Origin of the sequence: Streptomyces venezuelae (genome assembly GCF_008642375.1) — a bacterium.
GTDB classification, from domain to species: Bacteria; Actinomycetota; Actinomycetes; order Streptomycetales; family Streptomycetaceae; genus Streptomyces; species Streptomyces venezuelae_G.
In genome coordinates this window covers 6,869,619-6,885,359 of sequence record NZ_CP029194.1, presented here as the reverse complement: position 1 = coordinate 6,885,359, position 15,741 = coordinate 6,869,619, and the positions used below count along the sequence as shown (strand labels likewise).

Below are 15,741 nucleotides of genomic sequence, written 5' to 3'. Positions count from 1 at the left end.
GCTCTGGACCTGTGACGGGCGGAAGCCCGTACCGGTGTGTCGGCCGGTACGGGCTTCCGCGTCAGGGCGTCAGGGCGTCAAGGCGTCAGGGGAAGACCACCAGGGCCCGGCCGCCCTTGCCCGCGAGCATGTTGTCGAAGGCCGCCGGGATGCCCTCCAGGGTGATCCGCTCGGTGACGAGCGCGCCGAGGTCGAAGCGGCCGGCCCGGATGTGTTCGGCGAGGACCGGTAGGTCGGCGGCCGGGTTCGAGTTGCCGTAGACGCAGCCGGCCAGGGTGCGGCCCCAGTGGAAGAGCTCCAGGGCGTGGAAGGTGACCTGCTGGTCCTTGCCGCCGATGCCGACGACCGTGGTGCGGCCGCCGCGCCGGGTGGAGTCCCAGGCGGTGCGGATGGTGACGGCACGGCCGACGCACTCGACGGCCACGTCGGCGCCCTGGCCGCCCGTCAGCTTCCGGATGTCCTTCGCCGTCGTCCCGGAGGCGACGACGTACTCGGTGGCGCCCGCCGCCCTCGCCAGGGCCTCCTTCTCCGGGGAGACGTCGACCGCGACGATCGTGGACGCGCCCGCGATCCGGGCGGCCTGGAGGGTGGCGAGGCCGACCCCGCCGACGCCGAACACCGCGACCGTCTCGCCCTCCCGGACCCGGGCGGAGTGGTGGACGGCGCCCCAGCCGGTGAGGACGGCGCAGCCGAGCAGGGCGGCGTCGGTGAGCGGTACGCCTTCGGGGGCGGGCAGGACGCAGTTCGCGGCGACGACCGTCTCCTCCGCGAAGGCGGCGACGTTGAGTCCGGGGTGGAGCTCGGTGCCGTCCTCGGTGCGGGCGTGGATGTTCGCGGAGCCGGTGAGGGCGTTGGCGCAGAGCCAGACCTCGCCGAGCGAGCAGGGGTGGCAGTGACCGCAGGAAGGCGCCCAGTTGAGGACGACGCCGTCGCCGGGGGCGACGTGCGTGACGCCCTCGCCGACGGAGACGACGGTGCCGGCGCCCTCGTGGCCGAGGACGGCCGGGACCGGCACCCGCATGGTGCCGTTGGAGAGGGAGAGGTCGGAGTGGCAGACCCCGGCGGCGGCGAGCCGGACCCGGACCTGGCCGGGGCCTGGCTCGGGGAGTTCGATGCCGGTGATCTCCAGGGGGGAGCCGACGGCGGGCAGGACGGCGGCGCGGATCAGGCTCACGTGCGGTGCTCCTCGTGGCTCAGAACTGGAGGGACTTGGTCTGGAGGTACTCGGCGAGGCCGTGCGCGCCGAGCTCCCGGCCGACGCCCGACTGCTTCCAGCCGCCGAAGGGGGCCAGCGGGTTGAACCGGCCGCCGTTGATGTCGACCTGGCCGGTCTCCATGCGGCGGGCGAAGGCGACGGCCTCCTCGGGCTCGCCCCAGACGGCTCCGGCGAGGCCGTACTCGGTGCCGTTGGCGATGGCCAGGGCGTCGGCCTCGTCCTCGTACCGGATGATCGAGACGACCGGGCCGAAGATCTCCTCCCGGGCGATGGTCATGTCGGGGGTGACGTCGGCGAAGACGGTCGGGGAGACGTAGTAGCCGGTCTCGCGCGGGGCGTCGGGGCCGCCGGCGACGAGCCGGGCGCCCTCCTCGACGCCCTTCTCGATGTAGCCGCGGACGCGGTCCCGCTGCTTGGCGTTGACGAGGGGGCCGACGCGCTCGCCGGGGACGTACTTGGCGACGGCCTCGGCGGCGAGCGCCACCGCCTCCTCGTACCGCTCGGCGGGGACGAGCATCCGGGTCCAGGCGCTGCACGTCTGGCCGGAGTTGGACATGACGTTGGCGATGCCGACGGCGACGGCCTTGGGGAGGTCGGCGCTCGGCAGGATCACGTTGGCGGACTTGCCGCCCAGTTCGAGGGCGACCCGCTTGACGGCGCCGCCCGCGAGGGCGCCGATGCGGCGGCCGACGGCGGTGGAGCCTGTGAAGGAGACGAGGTCCACGTCCGGGTGTTCGGCGAGGGCCTGTCCGGCGACCGGGCCGAGGCCGGTGACCAGGTTGAAGACACCGGCGGGCAGACCCGCCTCGTGCACGGCCTCGGCGAAGAGCTGGGCGGTGAGCGGGGTGTCCTCGGCGGGCTTGAGGACGGTCGTGCAGCCGGCGGCGAGCGCGGGGGCGACCTTGGCGACGATCTGGTGGAGCGGGTAGTTCCAGGGAGTGATCGCGGCGACGACACCGACCGGCTCGGCGTAGACGGTGGAGTTGCCGACCTTCTCCTCGAAGGAGTGGGTGGCGGCGAGCTCGGCGTACGAGCCGGCGACCACGACGGGCAGACCGGCGTGGACGGTGGCGGCGAGCTGCGGCGGGGCGCCGAGCTCGGCCGTGACGGTGGCGGCGATCTCCTCCGCACGGGCGGCGAGCGCGTCGCGCAGGGCGGCGATGCGGGCGGCGCGCCCGGCGGGCGGGGTGGCGGCCCAGCCGGGGAGCGCGGCGCGGGCGGCGCGTACGGCGGCGTCGACGTCCTCGGCGGTGCCCGCCGGGACATGGGCGATGACCTGCTCGTCCGCGGGGTTGATGACGGCGATCGAGTCGGAGCCTGCGGCGGGACGCCACTCCCCACCGATGTACATCGCGTCGTGCGCCTTCATCCGCTGTCTCCTCACATGACCGACCGGTTCGTCGCACCCACCAAACTAGCGGTGTTAGTTTTTGGGCGCCAGGCCTTCGGGACGTGCCCCCGGTCTCAGTACCGAGCCGATCGTGCCGCCCCCGCACGGGCCCTGTCCACGGACACCCCGCACAGCCGTACCCGCCCGGAAATGGCGAAAGCCTCCTTGCGCCCCGGCCCTCGCCCGGCCCTTCGGCAATTCCCCGTAACGGCCCGGCCCTACGAGGTGACCGGCCCGGAGCGGCGCGGGCTGCCCGCCAGGGCGCTGGCACCGCGGGCGACCTCACTGGGGCTCGCGGGCCGCTTCGGGCAGGCGGGTCCGGTGGCGGACCCGGCGGGGCCGAGTTGCTCGGTCCTGCCGAGCGGACGGTGGTGGCGCAGGGCGACCGTCAGGCGGAGTACGCGGTGCGGTCGGCGCGGGCCGAACCGGCGGTACGGGAGGGCAGGCCGGAGGAAGCGCGCGGCTGCTCGCGGGGTACCGGGAGGCGGGGCACGGCCCATCTGACGGCCTGGGCACCGCCGGCGTGCGGGCGGGCGGAGGAAGCCGCCGAGGTGGCGGGCGCCGAGGTGGCGCGGGCGGCGCGGGCCGGCGAACGGCTCGCGAAGACCGAGGCCCGTACGGCGCGGGCCGCCGCGCTCGCGGCGCTCGGACGGGAGCGGGAGGCGGCGGAGGGCTTCGACCGGGCGGCCGCCCTGGCGGAGGAACTGCCGTACCTGGCGGGCGCCCGCCAGGTGGCGGGGGCCCGCGCGAGCGGGGAGGGCGGCCGACGGGAGTAGGAGGCGGACGGGAGGAGGGGGCGGACGGGAGGAGGACCGGGCGGCTGACGTGGGAGTGCGACGGACGCGGCTGGGGTCCGTCGGCCGGATCGTCAGATCGTCCGGTCGATGTCGGTGAGGTGGGCGAAGACGACGATGTTCGACTCGTAGCCCGTGCTCTTGTCGAATGCTCCACCGCAGGTGAGCAGCCGGAGTTCGGGCCGTCCCGTGGCCCCGTACACCTCCTTGTCGGGGAAGTCGGCCTTGGCGTACGTCCGGACGCGGTCGACCGTGAAGACGGCGACCCGGCCGTCGGCGCGGGCGACCCTGACGGTGTTGCCCGGGCTGAGCGAGTCGAGGTTGAGGAAGACGGCGGGGCCTTTGCGCGTGTCGCGGTGGCCGACGACGACGGCGGTCCCGCGCTCCCCCGGGGTGGCACCCTTCGCGTACCAGCCGACGACCCGGGGGTTGTCGACGGGCGGGGTGTCGAGCCGCCCGGCGCTGTCGGTGCCGAGGTCGATGACCGGGGCCTCGATGGTGATGGCCGGGACGGCGAGCGCGGTGGGGCGCGAACGGGCCAGCGGCGCGGGGGGCGGCGCAGGCCGGGGCGGGGGCGTGGCCTTGGGGAGAGCCCTCGGCTTCGCCTTGTGGTCGAGGGCGGCCGGGGCACCCGCCGCGGCCGGGCCGGGTGAGGCCGGGCCGGCGGCGAGCGGCGGGTCGGCCGGTTCCCCGTCACCGGCCCACCAGGCGCCCCCGGTCACCAGGACGCACGTCACCGTGACGGTCCTGGTGAGCCGGAGGAGTCGCCGTTGCCGGCGGGTGAAGCGGGGCCGACGGGTGGGGCGGGACCTACGCGGCGCCATTGTCGCGGCGGCGCGAGCGACGGATCAGGACCAGTCCGGCCGTACCGGCGAGGCCCGCCGCGACGGCCGCCCCGATGCCGAAGGCCGAGGAGTCCTCTGCGGCGATCGGCGCGCTGCCGCCGCCGCCCGCGCCGACCGGGCCGTGCGGGGGCTTGTGGTGCGGCGGCTTGCCGTGGCCGCCGGGGCCGCCGTTGGTGTGCGTCGGGGTCGGGGTGGGCGTCGGGTTGGTGATGACGTCACAGTCGACCTGGAAGACCTTCTGCTTGCCCGCCCCTTGCTCGCCCTCGAAGGTCCACACGAGCTTGTACATGCCGTTGGGCAGCGACAGTTCGCCCGTGTGGCCCGTGCCGGTGGTGAGCGTGATGTGGCCGTTGAGGTTCGGGTCGTCCGCCTTGGGTGGCTGGGGGGTGATCTCCCAGTCGACTTCCTGGAGCGTGTCGAAGTTGAAGGCAGCGAGGTAGAACTTGCAGACCTTCGGCTCGTTGCGCGGATCGTCGACGGGCGTGCCGACCTTGTGGATCTTGACGTCGCCGTTGTCGCCCGGGGCGGCGAACGCGGACGGCGCGCCCGCGAGGGCCAGGCTGCCCAGGGCCAGGGCGGCTGCGGCGGTGGCGGCGAGAGAGCGGGCGGTACGAGCGGTCATGCGGGTTCCTCCGGAAGGAGTTCGTCGGACAGTTCAACCGATAATCCGACTATCAGTTACCGCATGACCACGGAGGGTGGCGACATGCTCGCGCCACCCTCCGAAGTCGCCCGTCCGGCCGAGCCGACGCGAGGCCGGCAGGCACGCAGACAGGCCAGGCCAGGCCTCAGATGATTCCGAAGAGGATCCCCGCCGCCAGCACCACCAGCGAGGTCAGCGCGGCCCACTTCACCGTGAAGCGGGTGTGGTCGCCGAACTCCACCTTCGCCATGCCGACGAGGACGTACACGGCGGGCACCAGCGGGCTGGACATGTGCAGGGCCTGACCGACCAGCGACGCCCGGGCGATCTCCAGGGGCGAGACGCCGTGGGCCGCGCCGGCCTCCGCGAGGACCGGCAGCACGCCGAAGTAGAAGCCGTCGTTCGACATGAAGTAGGTGAGCGGGAGGCTCAGGACGCCGGTGACCACGGCCATGTGCGACCCCATGCCCTCGGGGATGGCGCCGACGAGCCAGTCGGCCATGTGCTCGACCATGCCCGTGCCGGTGAGGACGCCCGTGAAGACGGCCGCGGCGAAGACCATGCCCGAGACGTTGAGGACGTTGTCCGCGTGGGCGGCGATCCGGGCCTTCTGCTCGGCCATGTCCGGGTAGTTGACGGTGAGCGCGAGAGCGGCACCGAGAAGGAACAGGACCGGGATCGGCAGCAGTTCCAGGATCATCGCGGTGAGCAGCACGATCGTGAGGCCGGCGTTGAACCAGTACAGCTTGGGACGGAGGGTCGGGCGGTTCGGGTCGAGCCCCTGGAAGCCCTCGTCGTCAGCCGCGCCCACACCCTCGGCGGAGCCGCCGACCGTCTTCTGCTTCGCGTCGGCGCCCGTGCCCGTGCCGCTGCCGCCGCCCGCCGTGACCAGCACGGTCTCGGTCTCCGGCACCAGGGCCTCGTCGAGCGTGAGGTAGCCGATGCGCTTGCGCTCGCGGCGCCCGAGGACGTAGGCGAGGGCGAAGACGAAGAGCAGGCCCACCCCGAGCGCGGGGATCATCGGTACGAAGATGTCGGCGGCGTCCAGCTTCAGCGCGGTCGCGGCGCGGGCCGTGGGGCCGCCCCAGGGCAGGGTGTTCATGACGCCGTTGGCGGTGGCGGCGACACCGGTCATGACGACCAGGCTCATACCGAGCCGCTTGTAGAGCGGATACATCGCCGAGACGGTGATCATGAAGGTGGTGGAGCCGTCGCCGTCCAGGGAGACGATCGCGGCGAGCACCGCCGTACCCACGACGACGCGGACCGGGTCGGCCTTGCAGAAGCGCAGGATGCCCCGGACGATCGGGTCGAAGAGACCGACGTCGATCATGACGCCGAAGTAGACGATCGCGAACATCAGCATCGCGGCGGTCGGCGCCAGCTTGCCGACCCCCTCGATGACGTAGTCGCCGAGCTGGGCCCCCTGGCCCACCGCGACGCAGAAGAGCGCGGGGATCAGCACGAGCGCCGCGATCGGCGACATCTTTTTCATCATGATCAGGACCAGGAAGGTCGCGATCATGGCGAAGCCGAGGACGGTCAGCATGGAGGACACCTCACGTTCACCCTTGAACTGCCGCCGAGCGGCGGTCCGGACGACGGTAGGTGTCCTCTTCTGCCGTTAACAAGATGTTGACGCGTGAGCAATACGAGCAAAACCCCAGGTCACGACGGGGTGGGTGCCACATCGACGGGGAAGCCGTTGAGGACGGCCGTGCCGGAGAGGGGGTCGATCCGGGAGCCGTCGAGGAGCTGGTTGACGTTGACGCCGGGGCGCGCGGACGCGACGGCGAGCCGGGTGCCGGGCCGGTCGTGGCCCCAGCCGTGCGGGAGGCTCACCACACCGGGGCGGACCCCGTCGGTGACCTCCACGGGCACGTCGAGCGTGCCGCCCTCGCCGGTGACCCTGGCGAGGCCGCCGTCGGCGAGCCGCAGCCGGGCCGCGTCCTCGGGGTGGACCTGGAGGGTGCAGCGGTTGGATCCGCCGCCCAGTGCGGGCGTGTTGTGCAGCCAGCTGTTGTTGGAGCGCAGGTGCCTGCGGCCGACGAGCCGGAGGGTGCCCGGGGCCGGTACGGCGTGCAGCGCGGCGCGCAGCCGGGGCAGGTCGGCGGCGAGGGGCGCGGGGAGGAGTTCGATCCGGCCGCTGCGGGTCTTGAGGACCTGCGGGAGGCGCGGTTTGAGCGGGCCGAGGTCGATGCCGTGCGGGTGCGCCCGCAGCTCGTCGAGGGTGAGTCCGTACGGGCCGAGGCGCAGCATCAGGTCGAGCCGGCGCTCGGGGCCGGTGCTTCCGGTGAGCCGGCCGGCGAACTCCTTGGGGTCCGCGCCGTACGCCGGTGAGTGCTCCTGCGTGACGGCCTTGGCGAGGGTGGTCTCGACGGCTAGCTCGTCGACGGCGGAGGGCGGGGCGCCGTGCATGCCCGAGACGGCGAGGATCAGCCGCGCGTGGATCTCGCACTCGTCCATGCCGCCCGCGTCGAGGGGGAGGGCCGCGGGCGTGTAACGGGCCTGGTCGCGGACGGCGAAGCCGTTGAAGGCGAAGTCGAAGTGGGCGCTCCGGGAGGGTGGCGGCGGGGGCAGGAGGACATCGGCGTGACAGGTGGTCTCGTTGAGGTACGGGTCGACGGCGACCATGAGGTCGAGGGAGCCGAGGGCCGCGTCGAGCCGGTTCCCGTCGGGGGCGGAGAGGACGGGGTTGGCGGCGACGGTGATGACGGCCCGGATGCGGCCCTCCCCCGGTGTCTCGATCTCCTCGGCGAGCGCGACCAGCGGCAACTCCCCTTTGATCTCGGGGTGGTGCGAGACCCTGCTGTGCCGGCGGCCGAGGGCGAAGCCCCTGCCGGGGCCCGCCGGGCGGGGGGCGGGTGAGGTGGCGGAGAGCGGGAAGAGCGCGCCTCCGGGCCGGTCGAGGTTGCCGGTGAGCACGTTGAGGACGTCGACGAGCCAGTTGCCGAGGGTGCCGTGCTCCACGGTGGAGCTGCCCATGCGTCCGTAGACGGCGGCGGACGGGGCCGCGGCCAGTTCGCGGGCGAGGGCGCGGACGGTGCCGGCGTCCACGTCGCAGGCGGCGGCGACGGCCTCGGGGCTGAACTCCGCGACCGCGGCCCGTACCTCCTCGACGCCTTCGACCTGGGCGGCGAGCGGGCCGAGGTCGGTGAGGTCCTCCTCGAAGAGGGTGTGGACGAGGGCGGCGAGGAGGAGCGCGTCGGCGCCGGGGCGGATGGCGACGTGGCGGTCGGCGAGGCGTGCGGTGCGGGTGCGCCGGGGGTCGACGACGGTGAGGGTGCCGCCGCGCCGCCGGAGCGCCTTGAGCCGGCCGGGGAAGTCGGGGGCCGTGCACAGGCTTCCGTTGGAGTCCAGCGGGTTGGCGCCGAGGATCAGGAGGTGGTCGGTGCGGTCCAGGTCCGGGACGGGCACGGCGAAGGGGTCCCCGAACAGCAGGCCGCTGGAGACGTGCTTGGGCATCTGGTCGAGCGTGGACGCGGTGAAGAGGTTCCGCGTGCGCAGGGCGCCGATGAGGAGGGGCGGATAGAGGGCGCCGGCCATCGTGTGCACGTTGGGGTTGCCGAGGACGATACCCACGGAGTCCGGCCCGTACTCCTCGATCAGCGGCCGGATCCGGGCGGCGATGGTGTCGAACGCCTCCTCCCAGGTGGCCTCCTGGAGCCGGCCGTCCTTCCGTACCAGGGGGCCGCGCAGCCGGTCCGGATCGGCGTCGACCTCCGGAAAGGCGGCGCCCTTGGGGCAGATGAACCCCTGGCTGAAGACATCGTCCCAGTCGCCGCGGGCCCCGGTGACCCGGGTCCCGTCGAGTGTCAGGGTCAGTCCGCAGGTCGCTTCGCAGAGGGGGCAGATGCGCGGGGCGGTGGACATGGCGTCTCCCGGGAGGCCGACGGTCGGGGCCGGGCGTCGACCCGCCCGCGAGCATACCGACCGGTAGGCATGCCGGGAAGGTCGCGGCGGGACGGTGTTGCGACAGCAGGGGCCCCTGGCGGGAAGGCAGCCGCGGCGGGGGGGCGGCAGGAAGGGGCGCGACGGGAGGTCGGGGCAGGGGGCCGCGACGGGAGGTGGCAGCGGCGGGGTGTTACGACAGGGACGGCGCGAGATAGGCGTGCAGGAGTTGCCGGGTCTCGTCGATGACGGCGGGATCGCCCTCGGGGTCGGAGCGGAAAGCGAGCCGGACCAGGGTGTCGGCGGTCTCGACGCCGACACGGACCTTGCGGCGCAGCGTCTCGTCGGCGGGGCGGCCGAGGTGGGTGGCGAGCAGCTCGCAGATCCGCTCCGCGACGACGGCGTTGGGGTCCTCGCCGGTCTCCTCGGCGGAGGGCACCCCGAAGTCGACGAGCGCGAAGCCGGGGACGGTCCGCTTCATGGCGATGAACGCGTCGAGGACGCCGTCGATGGCGGCGTGCGGGTCCGGGTCGTCGATGGCGTCGAGGTGGGCGGCGATCCGCTCGGCGTACCGGTCGAGATTGCGGTGGGCGAGCGCGGAGACCATGGCCCGCTTGTTGTCGAAGAAGCGGTAGACGGAGCCGATGGGGACGCCCGCGCGGGCGGCGACGGCACGGGTGCTGAGCTGCTCGTAGCCGGTCTCGTCGAGGAGTTCGGCGCAGGTGTCGAGGATCCGGGCGAGCCGCTCGGCGCTCCGCTGCTGCACGGGCGTGCGGCGGAGCCGCTGTGAAGTGTTCGGGCTGGTCTGGGGCACGAGGACCATCATGCCGCGCCTCCGGCTCGTCCGTGCGGGAGCCGGTCCCACCGACACCACGGGCGCTTCCCCGTCCCACGATCGCCAAGGGCGCCCCTCATGACGAGGAGCGCCCCTCCCGCGGGTGCCCTGCTGTGGCGCGTCAGGGATGTCCGTCGCGCCCGTGGCGCCTGTGACGCCTGTGCCGCCTGTGGGTCCTATGACGCGTCAGTCCACGAGATCCGGCCAGACGTTGAAGTCCCCGTCGTCGACGACGTCCTCGCCGAGGCCGAGCTCGTCACCGAGCGCGAGGTACCGCTCGTACCTGGCCTCGCCGATCGGCACGAAGTACCCCTTCAGGGCCCTGAGCAGCAGCCGGAACGCCAGGTCCGGATCGACGTCCACGGCCAGCAGCAGGGCGGGTACGACACCGTCGAGCGGGCTGTAGGCATGACGGGCCGTGGCCTCCTCCAGGGCGGGTCCGACCGATACGACCTCGGCGGCGACCGCCTCCTTCGCCTTGTCGTCCACCGCCGGCGAGGCGGCAGGGACGAAGGAGGGGTCGTCGGACCGGATCCTGTCGGCGCAGACGTCCGCGATCCGGCGCAGCCACACCCGGCCGTCGATCCCGAGGCGTTCCAGGTCGAACTCCCGGAACGTCCCCGCCAGCCACAGGATCTCGACGTCCCGACCGGACAGAGGTGAGTCCAGGAGGGCAAGACAATCCCGCAGGAGCTGGTGGGCGAACGCCCCGTCGTACCGGTCGGCGACGCTTCCGACGACGTCCAGGCCGGCGGTCTCGCTGTCGACCGCGGGGTAGCGGATCCACTTGATCAGCCCGCTGAGCCCGATGTCGACTCCGAGGTGCCGGTGTGGCTGTGCCATGTTTCCTTCTCCTGTCCCTTCCTGTCCTTCTCCTGCCTTCCTGCCTGCCCTTTCCTACTTCGGGTAGGCGGTGTAGACCACGAAGTTGTTCGGGATGTCGAGGTCCGGATCCCCGTCGTGGGCCTTGCCCCGGACCGCCTTGATCTTGATCACTACCTTGTTCCCGGCCGCCACCGGCGCCGTGGCTCCGTGGCGGTAGATCTGGCCGAGCGATCCCTCGCCCCGGAGCTCCCATTCGATGGGGAAGAGGTCGTAGCGGGGATCGAAGCTCTGCGTCTTCGGCAGCCTGCGCTGCTCGTTGATCCACTTCGTGAGCTTCGGCAGGTTCTTCGGGCTGCGCTGCACCCACTGCTGGAAGGCCTCGTTGACGGCGCGCATCGCCGTGTCCTTATCGGTCCAGACCGACGCGATGCCGTCCTCGGCGGCCTTCGCCCACGCCCCTTGCTCGTCGAGGACGTGATCGCGCAGGGTGTGAGCTCCGTTCACGCCCTCGTCCGCGATGATGTTCAGGCAGTTGTGGACGAGCACGTCCTGCGGACGCGTGCCCGTGGTGCGCACGAAGAAGGTGTGCGGACCGTCGACCGTGAGGTCGTAGACCGTCGCCGGGGTCAGGCCCGTTCGGTCGTCGAGGGCGGTCACTGCCCGGACGAGGCCGTCCGGGGTACGCAGGCGGTCACCGACGCGCAGGTCGGAGACGGTTCGCCAGCCGCGGTCGGCCACGAAGAATTTGTGGCCGGCGGTGCTGGTCAGCTTCCCGCCGTCGGCGAGGGTGACGTCCACCAGCCGCTCGGTGTCGTGCCGGAAGGTGGCGGTGACCTTCTGGGTCCGCAGCTCCCCGGAATCGGGGTCGGCGGCCTTCACCAGGTCCCCGATCGCCACCTGGCTGATGGGCCGGTGCGTGCCGTCCGCCATCAACACCGGGGTGTGTCCCGGGAAGCTGTTGCGCACGCAGGAGGTGAAGGCATCCTCGTAGATGTTCACCTGCTGCGTGATCTTGGCGAGCGTCGCGGGGTCCAGGCCGTCGAGGACCTTGAGGGCCCGGTACGCGTCGGCGACGCCGATGCCCGTCTTCATGGCGGCGTGGAGGGCGGTGATCGCCTCGCCGATCTTGACGAACGCCTTGCCCGGGATGAAGTTGCTCGCGGCCCACGCGCAGCCGCTGGCGCTGCCCTTCCAGCAGTCGATGAAGTCCTGGACCAGGGCGGCCCTCAGGATCTTGTAGACGAGGGTCTGCTCGATGAGGTCCCACTTGCTGAAGTACTGGGTGACCTCCTTCTTCAGACCCGTGAACGTCTGGCGGTCGATCAGCAGGGTGTCGATCGCCGGGCAGCCGGAGGCCGTGGCCGGCATCGCGGGGTCGGTGCACAGGAAGAACTCGACGTCGACGTCGAACGTCACGTCGAACGTGACGGTGCAGCCGGTCCAGCCGGGTTCGAGGACGCAGGGGTTCTTGTCGACCGCCTTGGTGACCTTGACACTGTCCTCGTCGACGACGAAGAACGTGCCGCCGATCCCCCCCGTGCCCGCGCCGTCCGTGATCTGCTGGTTGGCCTGCTTCCGGGCGGCGGACTCGGCCGCCTGCTGTGCCTCCTTGGCGTACCGCAGCGCGTCCTTGGCCGCTTCCTCGGCCTGGGTCGCGGCGGCGTCGGCCCGCTGGGCCGCCGCTCGGGCGTCCGTGGCCGCCTGCTCCGCCGCGGTCGCGGCGTCGCGGGCGCCCTGGGCGTCCAGTGCGGCCTGGTCGGCGGACTCGCGGGCGGACTTGGCGTGCCCTTCGGCGCGTCCGGCCGCCTTGTCGGCGGCCTCGGCGTCCACGCCGGCCTGGCGGTCCCACTCGACCGTACGGGCCAGAGACTCGGCCGCCTTGGCCGCGGCCCGGGCGGCGTCGGCCGCGTAGCCGAGGGCCTCCTTGGCGTAGGTGCGCGCGTCGGCCGCGTGGGCGGCGGCGTTGGCGGCGTGCACATAGGCCTGCTTGGCCTCGCCGGTCGCCGCGTCCGCGATGGCCTTGGCGGCGGCCGCCTCGTCCTTCGCGTTCGCGGCGTGGGTGTCGGCGACGGCCTTCTGCTGCTCGGCGATGGTCTTCGACGCCTGGCCGGTCAGGACGACGAGGCCGGCGGCCGCGTCGGTCGTGACGTACGGGGAACCGAGCTGGATCGCGTCGTTGGCGGGCTGGGCGACCTGCGCGGCGGAGTTCCCCGCGTCGACCGCGGCCTGGGCCGTGACGTGGGCGAAGCCGGCGGCCTCGGCGGCGGCGGCCAGGGCCTTGCCGGCCTCCTTGTTCGCCTCGTCCGCGTGGGTCTTGGCCTCCTTGGCCTTGGCTTCCGCCTCGTCGGCGAGCTGCAGCGCGGTCTTCGCCGCGTCGGCGGCACGCTTCGAGGCCTCCAGGGCGTCGGCCACGGCGCTGGTCGCGGTGGCCACCGCGGCCTCGGACCGGAGCTTGGCGGCCTGGGCCGCGTCCGCGTCGGCGCGGGCCCGGCTGGCGGCGGCCTCGGCACGGGTGGCGGCGGCATCCGCCTCGGCGGCGGCCTGCGTCGCCGCGTCGGCCTCACCACGTGCCCTGCCCGCCGCCGCCTCCGCGTTGTCCGCGTGCGCGTCAGCGGCGTCCGCGGCCTCCCGGGACGCCTGCGCGGCCTCGTCCGACTCATGGGCCTGGGCGAAGGCCTCCTTGGCATCGGCCTTGGCCCGGGCGGCCTCGGCCTTCTGCTCTGCGGCCCAGGCGTCGTCCCGCAGCTCACGGGCCTTGTCCTTGGCCTTCACCGCGTCGTTCTTCTTCTGGACCGCGGTGGATTCGGCGGACTCGGCGAGCTTCTTGGCGTCCTGCGCCTTCACCGCCTCCGCCTCGGCGTTCTTGCGGTGCTGGGCCGCCTCGCCCTGCTTTGCGACGGCGGTCAGCTTCTCCTTCTCGGCGGTCTTCTCCTCCGCCTCCGCCGACAGCCTGCGGGCGTGGGCGTCGGCCGCTGCGGCCTTCGCGTCGGCCTCCGCCTTCAGGGCGACGGCGAGCTTGGCCTCGGCGGTCTCCTTCTCCTTCTTGGCCGTGTCGCGCTGGAACTTGGCCCCGTCCGCGGCGGCCTTGGCCTGGAGCTCGGCGGCGCGGGCCGCCTCCTTGCGGAACTCGGCCTTCGACAGGGAGGCCTGGGCGAGGGCGCGCTGCGCGATCGTCTCGCTGTCCGCGGCGGCGGCCCTGGTGGCGGCCTCGGCGGTCTCGCCGGCCTTCACCATCGCGGTGAGCGCGGCGGAGATGCCCTTGGTGACCTGGGCCTTCTGCAGACCCACCAGCATGCCGCGGCCGCGCGGAACGCCCTGGGCGTCGGCTATGTCGTACGCGGCCTGCTCGGCGGCGTCGGAGGCGGCCACGGCCGCCGCGACGGCCGCGGCCTGCTGCTTGATGACGAGCAGCTGGGCCTTCGCGCCGGCCCGGGCGTCCGTGATGCCCTTCGTGGCCTGGTCGAAGTGGGCCTTGGGCTGCACCTCGCCCTTGTTGCCGGAGGGCTTGATGGTGAGCTGCTGCGGGCCGGTGCTGTTGCAGGTGGCGAGGAGCGCGTCCTTGCCGAGGTCGTACGTCGGGAAGTTGAGGCACTTGCCCGAGCCGGCGCCCTTCAGCGCGGTGGTGGCGCGGGGGGTGTAGGCCCAGGTCTGCGCCGGGGAGCTGTTGCAGGTGTAGAGCTGGATCTTCGTGCCGACGGCCGTGCCGCCACCCGCGACGTCGAGGCAGGTCATGGACTTGACGTTGCGCAGGTGCAGGCCGTGGTCGTCGCCCTCCATCCGCCACTTCTGCCCGGCCCCGCCGTTGCAGGTGTAGACCTGGACGGGGGTGCCGTTGGCGGTTCCGCCGCCCTGGGACTCCAGGCACTTGCCCGGTGCGGCCTTGAGCTCGATCGTCGATTCGGCGTCACCGATCCAGCCGACGCCGCCCGCGGACCAGTAGTCCTGCCAGCGGGTGAGGTGGTCGGCGACCCACGAGTGGCCGAGCATCTGACCGAGCGCCCGCGAGCCGGTGGCGAGCGCCTTGGTGGCGCTCACGCTCGCGCTGACGACCCGGTTCCGCTGGGCGGCCTGGGCGGTGATCTCCTGCTGCCACTCGGCGGCGGCCGTCTCGGCGACGGGGCCGAGGACCTTGTTCGGGTCGATCGCGTCGCGCCAGGCGCAGGTCGAGTAGCGGGTCTTCATGTCCTCGACGGCGATGCGGAACTCCGCGGTCCCCGGGGTGGGGGCCTTGCGGGGGAAGCCGCCGGCGGCGAGGAAGAGGCGGGCGTTGTCGGCGCCGGTGGGCTCGAAGGTGGCTTCCTTCAGCCACTTGAAGCCCTCGTGCTCGGCTCCGTCGCGGTACCAGTCGGTGCTGGTCTGCGGGTCGGGAGGGGTGCCGTAGACGGGGGTGCCGAGGTCGGTGACGGCCTTGCGGGTCTTCTCGTCGGCCTTCGGCGTGGGATCGGCGTAGAAGTCGCCCTCGTCCTTCCAGTACCGGTCGGCGATCCACTTGGTCAGGCCGGTCTGGGTGTGGAAGTCCTCGCCCTCGCTGACGCCGGGCGGCCAGTGGAAGGTGGCGTCGTTGATGCCCGCCGGAGTGGTCAGCCCGTACACGGGCTTCTTCCAGCTCTCGCGGAGGGCGTAGATGTCCGCGAGCTCCTTGTCGGCGGCGGCCTTGTCCTTCTCGAACGCCGTGGCGAGCGGCGTGTCCTGCCAGTACTTGCGGTCGGCCGCGGTGTGGAGGCCCTCGGGCGGCAGGTCGAGCCCGCCCTTGGCGACGGCTCCCATGGCGGGTCCGCCCATGCGCAGGACCTCGGCCATCAGGCACTGGTCCTGCCGCAGTTGCTCGGCCGCGGTGTCGTCGTACCAGTCGTAGTCGTTGCCGACCGTGGCCATGCGCGGGGCGACGGAGCCGGGCTGGACGGCCATGCCGCCGAGCACGGCGAGGCCGACCACGGACGTGGTGAGTGGAGTGAGGATCGCGGACAACCGTGATCCGGGTATGAGCATTCCTGGTCTGAAACGCAAGAGTGGATCCTTCGTGTGGAACGAGGACGGTGGGGACGTCCTTCAGGAGAGTCCGGAACTCTGCGCGCGGATCAGGCGGGCACGACGGATCGGCGTCCCGGTGATCCGGGTACGACGAGCCGGTGTCGCGGCACGGCGGGTCCGTTCCTCCCCGTGGCGGCACTGTCCCCCCGGCCGCCGGTGATGTGCGCGCCGTGGTGGAGTGGTCAGGCTCCGCCGGGCGCGCGGTGATCACCATAACCTCAGCCCAACCCCCTTGTTCAAGAGGGTTACTGACGGTTCTCCGACGTCGGGG

General features: G+C 72.9%; 10 protein-coding genes. 1 reads left to right on the top strand and 9 read right to left on the bottom strand.

Features of this window, described 5'->3' with window-relative positions:
* Positions 1–85 precede the first annotated feature (85 nt).
* Together DEJ46_RS31440 and DEJ46_RS31435 are read right to left on the bottom strand one after the other, a co-directional pair.
* Positions 86–1,168 (bottom strand): Zn-dependent alcohol dehydrogenase, encoded by a 1,083-nt coding sequence (locus DEJ46_RS31440; protein WP_150274928.1) that lies wholly within the window; start codon positions 1,166–1,168, stop codon positions 86–88.
* Positions 1,169–1,193: 25 nt separating this feature from the next.
* On the bottom strand, positions 1,194–2,585 hold the full coding sequence (locus tag DEJ46_RS31435; RefSeq protein ID WP_150271798.1) for an aldehyde dehydrogenase family protein: 1,392 nt from the start codon (positions 2,583–2,585) through the stop codon (positions 1,194–1,196).
* Between the two features lie 365 nt (positions 2,586–2,950).
* Here DEJ46_RS31435 and DEJ46_RS40180 point away from each other — a divergent pair, with 365 nt between their 5' ends.
* Entirely contained in the window at positions 2,951–3,382 is a 432-nt protein-coding gene (locus DEJ46_RS40180) for a hypothetical protein (RefSeq protein WP_223835219.1), read from the top strand.
* Between the two features lie 92 nt (positions 3,383–3,474).
* On the opposite strand, the gene DEJ46_RS31425 is transcribed toward DEJ46_RS40180, so the two are convergent.
* The 7 genes from DEJ46_RS31425 to DEJ46_RS31395 form a co-directional block, all read right to left on the bottom strand.
* On the bottom strand, positions 3,475–4,224 hold the full coding sequence (locus tag DEJ46_RS31425; protein WP_150271796.1) for a class F sortase: 750 nt from the start codon (positions 4,222–4,224) through the stop codon (positions 3,475–3,477).
* Positions 4,211–4,867, bottom strand: coding sequence for a hypothetical protein (locus tag DEJ46_RS31420; protein WP_150271794.1), 657 nt, complete (start codon positions 4,865–4,867; stop codon positions 4,211–4,213). The genes DEJ46_RS31425 and DEJ46_RS31420 overlap by 14 nt, the downstream gene beginning before the upstream one ends.
* A 166-nt stretch (positions 4,868–5,033) precedes the next feature.
* Positions 5,034–6,437 carry a CitMHS family transporter gene (locus DEJ46_RS31415; RefSeq protein ID WP_150271792.1) on the bottom strand — a complete coding sequence of 468 codons (1,404 nt, stop codon included), beginning with the start codon at positions 6,435–6,437 and terminating at the stop codon, positions 5,034–5,036.
* Between the two features lie 119 nt (positions 6,438–6,556).
* Positions 6,557–8,761, bottom strand: a complete 2,205-nt coding sequence (locus tag DEJ46_RS31410; RefSeq protein ID WP_150271790.1) for a molybdopterin oxidoreductase family protein — start codon at positions 8,759–8,761, stop codon at positions 6,557–6,559.
* A 211-nt stretch (positions 8,762–8,972) separates the two neighbouring features.
* Complete coding sequence (locus tag DEJ46_RS31405; RefSeq protein ID WP_150274926.1) at positions 8,973–9,602, bottom strand: TetR/AcrR family transcriptional regulator; 630 nt, start codon at positions 9,600–9,602, stop codon at positions 8,973–8,975.
* A 198-nt stretch (positions 9,603–9,800) separates the two neighbouring features.
* Positions 9,801–10,457, bottom strand: a complete 657-nt coding sequence (locus DEJ46_RS31400) for a hypothetical protein (protein WP_150271788.1) — start codon at positions 10,455–10,457, stop codon at positions 9,801–9,803.
* A gap of 54 nt (positions 10,458–10,511) precedes the next feature.
* Entirely contained in the window at positions 10,512–15,428 is a 4,917-nt protein-coding gene (locus tag DEJ46_RS31395) for an RICIN domain-containing protein (protein ID WP_150274924.1), read from the bottom strand.
* Between the last annotated feature and the right edge of the window lie 313 nt (positions 15,429–15,741).

Excerpts from the sequence above, each read along its gene's own strand:
- DEJ46_RS31435 (WP_150271798.1), bottom strand. The coding sequence starts at position 2,585 with ATGAAGGCGCACGACGCGATGTACATCGGTGGGGAGTGGCGTCCCGCC.
- DEJ46_RS31425 (WP_150271796.1), bottom strand. The coding sequence starts at position 4,224 with ATGGCGCCGCGTAGGTCCCGCCCCACCCGTCGGCCCCGCTTCACCCGC.
- DEJ46_RS31420 (WP_150271794.1), bottom strand. The coding sequence starts at position 4,867 with ATGACCGCTCGTACCGCCCGCTCTCTCGCCGCCACCGCCGCAGCCGCC.
- DEJ46_RS31415 (WP_150271792.1), bottom strand. The coding sequence starts at position 6,437 with ATGCTGACCGTCCTCGGCTTCGCCATGATCGCGACCTTCCTGGTCCTG.
- DEJ46_RS31410 (WP_150271790.1), bottom strand. The coding sequence starts at position 8,761 with ATGTCCACCGCCCCGCGCATCTGCCCCCTCTGCGAAGCGACCTGCGGA.
- DEJ46_RS31405 (WP_150274926.1), bottom strand. The coding sequence starts at position 9,602 with ATGGTCCTCGTGCCCCAGACCAGCCCGAACACTTCACAGCGGCTCCGC.
- DEJ46_RS31400 (WP_150271788.1), bottom strand. The coding sequence starts at position 10,457 with ATGGCACAGCCACACCGGCACCTCGGAGTCGACATCGGGCTCAGCGGG.
- DEJ46_RS31395 (WP_150274924.1), bottom strand. The coding sequence starts at position 15,428 with ATGCTCATACCCGGATCACGGTTGTCCGCGATCCTCACTCCACTCACC.